Raw genomic sequence first — 8,424 nt, forward strand, 5'->3', positions numbered from 1 at the left:
ATAATTATTCGTGCTTTTAACGACTTTTTACCCATATTTAGCAACAAATGCACTCTTGCCCCGCCTTTTCAAAAAAACAGGCTATACACGCCCTGCGGCAGCTCTGCCGGAAATTTGATAGTTACTGCCCCCTGGTGCTTACCCGGCACACAGAAGCAACTGGCCGGAAGCTATCAGGATGGAGCACAAGAAGAAGAGTCGGGAAAACCACCGGGTCACAGGGCGAAAAACGGAGGATAACCGGAACTATACCCACAAAATCATACGTAATATTGCACGCAGAATTGCCCGAACGATGCAGGACGGCTAGATTAAATACATTAGTCCCGAATAATTTATCGATTTTCGGGCTGGCTAATCACAATCCAACCCCGCAAGGAGAAGCGCTATGACTGCCGTTTATCGCAATAATTCACTTCCATTTGAAACCCCGGACTACCAGCAACTGATGACTTGTTACGATGCAGAGCGTACCGCCCTGTGGTGTTACATGAACCCAAACCCCAGGCCTGTATTTAACCTGACTCTGCTGGCAGAGACCCACGATTTGAAAAACAGAATCATTAGCTATTTGAACTCAGATAACGTCAAAGAACCGATCCATTATTTTGTCTGTGCCTCTGCCACACAAGGCGTATTCAATCTGGGCGGTGATGTCGACCTGTTCATTCAGCTGATCAATAGCCGTGATCGGGATGCCCTGTACAACTACGCCCGTCTTTGCGTCGACGGGGTATATTCAAATGCCATCGGTCTTGGCATTCCCGATTTAACCACCCTGGCTCTGGTACAGGGCTCCGCGCTGGGGGGTGGGTTTGAGTGTGCGCTATCCTGTCACCACATGGTCGCCGAAGAGAATGTACAAATGGGTTTCCCCGAGATTTTGTTCAATCTGTTCCCGGGGATGGGTGCAATGAGTTTCCTTTCGCGTCGAGTCGGCCTTACGCAGGCTGAACGACTGGTTCAGGACGGCAAGATGCATGGTGCCCGCGCGATGTCGGAAATGGGGATTGTGGATGAGCTGGCTGCCGACGGCGAAGGAACTCGGGCTATAAACCAGTTTATTCGCCAGCATCAACGTGCCTCAAACGGTCGCCTGGCAATTCGGCAGGCAAGCCAGCGTATTGCCCCGGTGACTCATCAGGAGTTAATCGACATCACCGAGCTCTGGGTAGATGCCGCATTGCGCCTGACATCGCGAGACTTGCGAATGATGTCCAGGATTGTGGCCGCACAAAATCGCCTCAAGGCGGAAGAGTCTGCGCCCACTCCGAGCTATCAGCCTGCTAAAGCTAATGCCCTGGAGCTGCTACAGGCCTGACATTACCAGGGTTTGTCAACCGCACCAACCACAAAGGGATCAGGCCCACTTATCCTGATCCCCTTGTGGTGATGCCTCTGCGATTTGGCGCAGCGCGGAAAGCGAGTTGATATAAGATTCCTGAAGTTGCGCCAGAAGTTTTGTATGGTTGCGTTTGAAATCGATAAAATCCACCGCACCGGCTGTACTGCAGGTGTCCATCAGGTTGCGGGCCCCCACGTTGGCTGCATTGGACTTCAAGGCATAGACCTCATCACAAAATCCCGGGTGATTTTGCGCGCGGCAGGCATTGGCTATCCGTTGAAGTATTTCACCACCCTCCTTGGCATATTCCCTTGTCATCGATGTTAGCTCATCGGGACTATTATAGAGACGACCCAGTTCGGCAAGCACGGTGACATCGATCTCATCCTTTACCTCATCGTGGTTCGATGCGGTTGAATTTGTTGCAGTGCCGCTATGAGGCTTGCACCAGGGAAGTATTTCGACCTGTGTTTCCTCCAACAATCGTTGAACCTCACCCAACAGTTGTTGGGCCGTGACCGGTTTTGCGAGATAGGCATTTGCATTGACTTCAGCACAGGCCTGCTGGGCGCTGAAACTGGCATTGGCAGTCAGCACAATCACCGGCAGAGATGATCTGGGGCGCATCGCTCGATACTGGCGCAGCACATCGGTTCCATCCATGCCGGGCATATGCATATCGAGTATCGCCAACCTGTAACCACCGCTATAAAGTTTTTCCAATGCATCATCGCCTGTTTCAGTGGTATCAACGTCGAATCCGGCTTTATTCAGAATTCGGCTGATGATCATCAGGTTTGTCCGGTTGTCATCGGCCAGCAGAATCCGTGTCCGATTACCTGCACTCTGATGTTCCCCCCACAGCCAGGGATGCACATTGGTCAAATTTGAATCCGTCGCCTCTGTCATAAAGTGGCGAGGAGCTGCATGCAGAACCGAGATCACATTCCGCCTTGTCGGATTTGACGACAGCGTGGTGTTATAGTCCCATTCAGATAACGGTAACGTCATTTGTGGCTGGTCACTGACCAGAACCATCAGCGCCTTGCTTGCAAAAGAGTGCTTGACCAGTTCTTTGTAAACCTGAGTTTCTTCCACCTCGGTCACAAGTGCTTGATCGACGAAAACTGCATGGAATGCATTGCCCAACCGGGATGTCCGTGAAATGAAATCCATCCCCTGATGAAGGGATTCTGAAAGGACCATTCCATCGCCAAGGATTTGCCGATAAGCGCCAATGAGCTGAGGATCTCTGGAGACCAGCAGCACTTTTGACTGAGCGGATAGAATATCCTTGTCCTCTGCGTCGCTGGCAACATTGAACGGCAGTTCAAACCAGAACGTACTGCCTTCATGCTTGACACTGTTTGCACCGATTTCACCACCCATAAGCTCCACCAGCTGTCTGGCGATGGCCGTTCCGAGCCCGGTGCCACCATAACGCCGGGTGGTGCTGGTATCTTCCTGAGCAAAACTGTCGAAGATCCTGCTCATGGCCTCCGGTGAAATCCCGATACCGGTATCATGCACCTCGAAACGCAACCGTGCGACCGACCCGACCTGTTCGATTAACATGACATCCAGGCGAATGGATCCTTCCTCGGTAAACCGCACAGCGTTGGCGAGCAGATTGAAAATAATCTGACGCAAATGATGTCCGTCTCCATGCAGATGATAAGGAACATCCGGTGAGATTCGCAGCAGAAATCGTAGTCGTTTCTTGGAAATAGCGGGCTGGACAATCGATGTCGTGTTGTTTAATAGCTGATGTAGATCCAGATCAGTGTTTTCCAGCGTCAGATTACCTGACTCGAGCTTTGAATAATCCAGCACATTGTTGATCTGGCGCAAGGAGGCATTTACTGAATCTTCGATCACATCCAGTAACGACCGTTCATCCGGCGATAGTCGCGGACTGTCACGTAACATTTCAGAAGAACCGAGTATGCCATTGAGTGGCGTGCGCAGCTCATGGCTCATACGGGCCAGGAACTCGCTCTTGGCATTGCTGACCTCTTTGACCTTGGCATGGGCGTTATTTAACTGTCGGATCAAGTGCCCGGTATAAAGCGGCAAAACAATAATTGCCAGCATCACGCCCCCAATCAGCGGCGGATGCGCCTGCCAGGTTGGAGACAGAGCAATAACAAAGCTAAAACCGATAACACTCAACACAGTGCTGACAATCAGCGGTGGTACACCAAAACGAAAGCCATTACCAAATGTGACCCAGAGATACATAACGAACAGGGGAATACCGATTTCGCCACTGAAAATCATCGCAAAACTGATTATACCTATATCACCGGTATTGGTAATTAAACGGCGCAGCCCCGGAGATTTTTTCGAGAATCGGATATTCCAGGCGACGGCTATCGAAAATACAACATAGCCAATCAGATAAGGGAGCCAGCCTGGTATTCCGTGCTCCAGCTTGAGAGGGGAAGCCATGCCTACCAGGTACACAAAAAATATAATACTGATCGCCACACGAACAATTGCCTGGCCCCACTCACGCGAGAGAACCGTTGGATCATCGGGATCAGGCCAATCAGCGGGGGTTATCAATTTGTGCAAATTCATCATTAACCTCCCCGCTGTACCGTGGATAATAGAGGTGGGCGCCGGGCATCAGGAAACCCACAATAACAGCGACGCAATTCACATATCCGAATAATTATGTCTTCTTTGTCGAACCTTGAAAAGCTATCTTTAATGTATAATGCCATTTTAGCCTCCGCTAGACCGTAGCCGGGCACAAGGGCGATGAGAGGATGGCTAAAATCTGGAGCCACCCATTAACGAAACTACGTAATTATTTGATTTTTATAGTTATTCAGGAAGCGCTAATATTGACGCTCTGCTGTGATTTTCGTGAAGTGGTATAAATTTGTTAAATTATAGTCTAAAAGATGTACTAATGCTTTCTCTATGAAAGACAAGGAACAGACAGCGCAAACAAGGAGGCAACATATGCTGATACTGACACGCCGTGTGGGTGAAACCCTGATGATTGGCGACGATGTTACGGTGACCGTGCTGGGAGTCAAAGGCAATCAGGTACGCATCGGCGTGAATGCGCCAAAAGAAGTTTCGGTTCATCGCGAGGAAATCTATCATCGAATTGAACAGGAAACACAGGAAGCCAATATTAAAACAGGCGAAAATACAGCGGATAAATAATTCGAATAATCAACCTTAACGGCAACCGGGTGTGATTTTCCCCTGCAGAACTGATAAACCAGAAGAGTCGTCAACCCAACCGGCTAAAACAGAATCACAGCCTGTACTGGAAGAAACTGCACCGCCAATAATAAAACTGTCCCGGTTTGCTCATAGCGTTTCGCCTATTCCCACAACATCAAGTGAACCGCCCCTGGTCCTCGATCTGTATTTGATATGCGCCCGGGATATCACTGCTCTGTTCTCCTGCAATTAGCAGAGCAAAAGATGAAACGGGATAACATCCTCCCCGGACTCCCGGATTTAATCATTCACCTGATGAGAGATGCCGTGCAGACTGGTTGGCCAGGCGAGCCGCTATGCAGAACATTTTGATGGTAATCTTTACGCCTGTGCCGGTCTGCGGAACATTTTATCGTGGAACCTGCCACATTCTATAATGAGCCAACCCACCCACAACGAATCAGATAAAGACGCTGACCTCCGGCACAGACTGCTGAATATCGTGCGCACGCTCAGCAGTGAGCTGCATCCCGATCGCGATGACAGCGAGGTTCGGCTCGACGCCGCACTGGAGCGCGATCTGGGCTTCGACAGCCTGTCACGCGCGGAACTGCTGACGCGACTGGAACGCGAATTTCATATCGGTCTGTCCGAACAACAGCTGGCCAGCGCCGAAACGCCGCGCGACCTGCTACGGGCCATTGCCAGCGCCGCGCCGGAGCAAACCGGACAACGCAAACGCTCGCAACCGACCGCCCCCGGGAACATATCGGAAGCCGGGGCCGCGCCACACGATGCCACGACCCTGCTCGAGGTGCTCGACTGGCATGCCGAGGCGCAACCCGAACGGGTACAGCTCTACCTGTACGATGAAGACGAGGAACCGCAACCGATCAGTTACCGCGCCCTGCGCGAGGGCGCCCAGGCCATCGCTGCCGGGCTGTTGGCACGTGAGGTAAAACCCGGCCAGACCGTGGCCATCATGCTCCCCACCGGCCAGGAATATCTGTGGAGTTTTCTCGGCATTTTGTATGCCGGGGCGATTCCGGTGCCTATTTATCCCCCGGCTCGCCCCTCGCAACTGGAGGATCATCTGCAACGCCATGCCGGCATCCTGGCCAATGCCGCGGTAGTCCTGCTGATCACCGTTCCCGAAGCCAGGCAACTGGGCCGCCTGCTCAAATCCCGGGTGCAGACGCTGGACACGATCGCCACCCCGGACGAACTGCACCAGGCACCGACCGCTCTGCTGCCGCCGGTCACCTCGCAGGATATCGCCTTTTTGCAATACACCTCCGGCAGCACCGGCCAGCCCAAGGGCGTGGTGCTCAGCCACGCGGATCTGCTGGCCAACATCCGCGCCATGGGCCGCGCCTTACGGGTGGATTCAACGGATGTATTCGTCAGCTGGTTGCCGCTTTATCACGACATGGGGTTAATCGGCGCCTGGCTCGGCAGCCTGTACTATGCGATGACTCTGGTGCTGATGTCGCCGCTGACATTTTTGACCCGCCCGCAACGCTGGTTGTGGGCCATACACCGCCATCGCGGCACACTCAGTGCCGGACCCAATTTCGCCTATGAACTGTGCCTGACCCGCATCCCCGATGAAGCGCTCGCCGGTCTGGATCTGGGCTCCCTGCGCATGCTGTTCAACGGCGCCGAACCGGTCAGTACGCAGACCGTCCGGCGTTTCAGTCAGCGCTTCGCGCAATACGGCTTGCACCGAACCGCCCTGGCGCCGGTTTACGGGCTGGCCGAAGCGGCCGTAGGCCTGGCCTTTCCGCCGCTGGGGCGCGGCCCGCAGATCGATCGCATCAAGCGCGATCATTTTGTGCATGCCGGCCAGGCACAACCCGCCGCCAATGACGACCCCCATGCCCTGGAGTATGTTGCCTGCGGCCAGCCGCTGCCGGGTTATGAACTGCGCGTCGTCGACGACAGCAGCCGCGAGTTGCCCGACCGGCAGCAGGGCCGCCTGCAGTTTCGCGGGCCGTCCGCCACCAGCGGTTACTACCGCAACCCCGAAGCCACCCGCGCCCTGTTCGATGACGGCTGGCTGGAAACCGGCGATCTGGCCTATATCGCCGACGGCGAGCTGTACCTGACCAGCCGCATCAAGGACGTCATCATCCGCGGCGGGCGCAATATTTATCCCTACGAAGCGGAACACGCCATCGGCGAGCTCGAAGGCGTGCGCAAGGGCTGCGTGGCGATATTCGGCAGTGTCGATCCCGATTCCGGCACCGAGCGGTTGGTGGTGATGGCCGAAACCCGGCTCACCGATCCCGCCGCACGCGCCGATCTGCAAACCCGCATCCGCCACACCAGCCACGATCTGCTCGGCCTGCCGCCGGACAAGGTGGTGCTGGCGCCGCCGCGCACCATACTCAAAACCTCGAGCGGCAAAATCCGTCGCCCCGCCACCCGCGAGCTGTACGAACAGGGCCGAATCGGTAACAAGCCCCGCCCGGTCTGGTGGCAGATCGCCCGCCTGATCAGCGCCAGTCTGCTGCCCGAAGCGCGCCGGATCGGGCGCGGCCTGCGCCATCTCGCCTACGCCGCCTATGGGCAACTGCTGTTCTGGTTACTGGCACCACCGATCTGGGCGCTGGTGGTGGTGCTACCGCGCGAATCCTGGCGCTGGGCCGTAATGCGGGGCGGCGCGCGCCTGCTGTTACGCCTGGCCGGCGTGCCGTTGCAGATACACGGGACTGAAAACCTGGCGGGTGATGGCGCCCGGGTGATCGTCGCCAACCATGCCAGTTACCTGGACGGGGTCGTACTGGTGGCGGCACTGGATCGCCCAATCAGTTTCGTCGCCAAGGGAGAACTGCAATCGCAATGGCTGGCCGGCCTGTTTCTCAAACGCATCGGCACCCGCTTCGTCGAACGCTTTGACAAGCAGCAAGGCGTCATCGACGCCCGGCGGATTACCGAACTGGCACGGGGCGGACGCCGCCTGCTGTTCTTCCCCGAGGGCACACTGCGGCGCATGCCGGGACTGATGGCCTTTCACATGGGCGCCTTCGCCGCCGCGGCGGAAGCTGACATCGCGATAGTGCCGATCACCCTGCGCGGTACCCGCTCGATCCTGCGCGGCGACACCTGGTTCCCGCGCCATGGGGCAGTAAACGTATCGATTGGCGAACCGATAACCCCGGACGGCAATGACTGGGCCGCGGCGGTGCACCTGCGCGATGCCGCCCGCAGCCGGATACTCAAACAACTCGGCGAACCGGATCTGGCGGGGGATCTATCCTGAACGGCTGACACACCGGATAGCGTTTTGTTATTGGACCAAACCTCGAAACACAGCGCCGATGGTCAAAAAACTAGGCACTGGCTTCACTCAATCCCGGGGCTCGCTGGCGATCCTCAATCGCTGTGCCGATTAGCCCGGCCCGGTGATTCTCCTGTAACAGACTTAGCAACCACCGGTTTTGCCTGCTCATGCGACGAAATATCATACCAAACCCATGGCCATTGGCATGTACCACCTGTCCGGGTAGACAGACGTTCATCAGATGACCGGCGATCTGAATATACACATCAAAGCTTGCATTGATCGCAGGCTGCATATTGCTTAACACGAACATGCCATCCTGGCTAACATTATATAACAGCCCGGGCCGACACTCCCCCGCACCATCACTTTGACAAACACGAACCAGGGCCAGGGCCCGAACACGTTTACCATGGCGGTGTTCCATATCGTCTCTCCTTTTATCCAGTAACCGGCGACAGGCCCGGGGGTTGGCTTACCGGTTTCTCTGTTCATCGATTGGCAGTCACATCAGTCATCTTCTTCCATGATGACTTGTCATGTTGAGAGGTTTGTTAAAAGCCTAGTTGAACGGTCGGGGTGAAAAAAGATGGATTTAAAATCAGGG

6 protein-coding genes are annotated in these 8,424 nt (G+C 55.1%); 4 read left to right on the forward strand and 2 right to left on the reverse strand.

What is annotated here, in order from left to right:
- Window positions 1-240: hypothetical protein (locus tag RI563_RS11395; RefSeq protein ID WP_310694504.1), on the forward strand; the 240-nt coding region annotated here is incomplete at its 5' end.
- Window positions 241-388: 148 nt separating this feature from the next.
- Window positions 389-1,321: a crotonase/enoyl-CoA hydratase family protein gene (locus RI563_RS11400; protein ID WP_310694505.1), complete on the forward strand. Its 933-nt coding sequence runs from the start codon at window positions 389-391 to the stop codon at window positions 1,319-1,321.
- Between the two features lie 39 nt (window positions 1,322-1,360).
- On the opposite strand, the gene RI563_RS11405 is transcribed toward RI563_RS11400, so the two are convergent.
- Window positions 1,361-3,931 carry an ATP-binding protein gene (locus RI563_RS11405; protein WP_310694506.1) on the reverse strand — a complete coding sequence of 857 codons (2,571 nt, stop codon included), beginning with the start codon at window positions 3,929-3,931 and terminating at the stop codon, window positions 1,361-1,363.
- Window positions 3,932-4,318: 387 nt separating this feature from the next.
- Between RI563_RS11405 and csrA the strand changes: the two genes are divergently transcribed.
- Window positions 4,319-4,528, forward strand: a complete 210-nt coding sequence (csrA, locus tag RI563_RS11410; protein WP_310694509.1) for a carbon storage regulator CsrA — start codon at window positions 4,319-4,321, stop codon at window positions 4,526-4,528.
- A gap of 439 nt (window positions 4,529-4,967) precedes the next feature.
- Window positions 4,968-7,796, forward strand: coding sequence for an AMP-binding protein (locus RI563_RS11415; RefSeq protein ID WP_310694507.1), 2,829 nt, complete (start codon window positions 4,968-4,970; stop codon window positions 7,794-7,796).
- A 70-nt stretch (window positions 7,797-7,866) separates the two neighbouring features.
- Here RI563_RS11415 and RI563_RS11420 read toward each other — a convergent pair whose 3' ends face one another.
- The gene (locus RI563_RS11420) at window positions 7,867-8,244 is read right to left on the reverse strand and encodes a PilZ domain-containing protein (protein ID WP_310694508.1); all 378 of its coding nucleotides are present in this window, start codon (window positions 8,242-8,244) and stop codon (window positions 7,867-7,869) included.
- Between the last annotated feature and the right edge of the window lie 180 nt (window positions 8,245-8,424).

The sequence above is a fragment of the Thiohalophilus sp. genome (genome assembly GCF_031581315.1).
In the GTDB taxonomy this organism is placed as follows: Bacteria; Pseudomonadota; Gammaproteobacteria; order UBA6429; family Thiohalophilaceae; genus Thiohalophilus.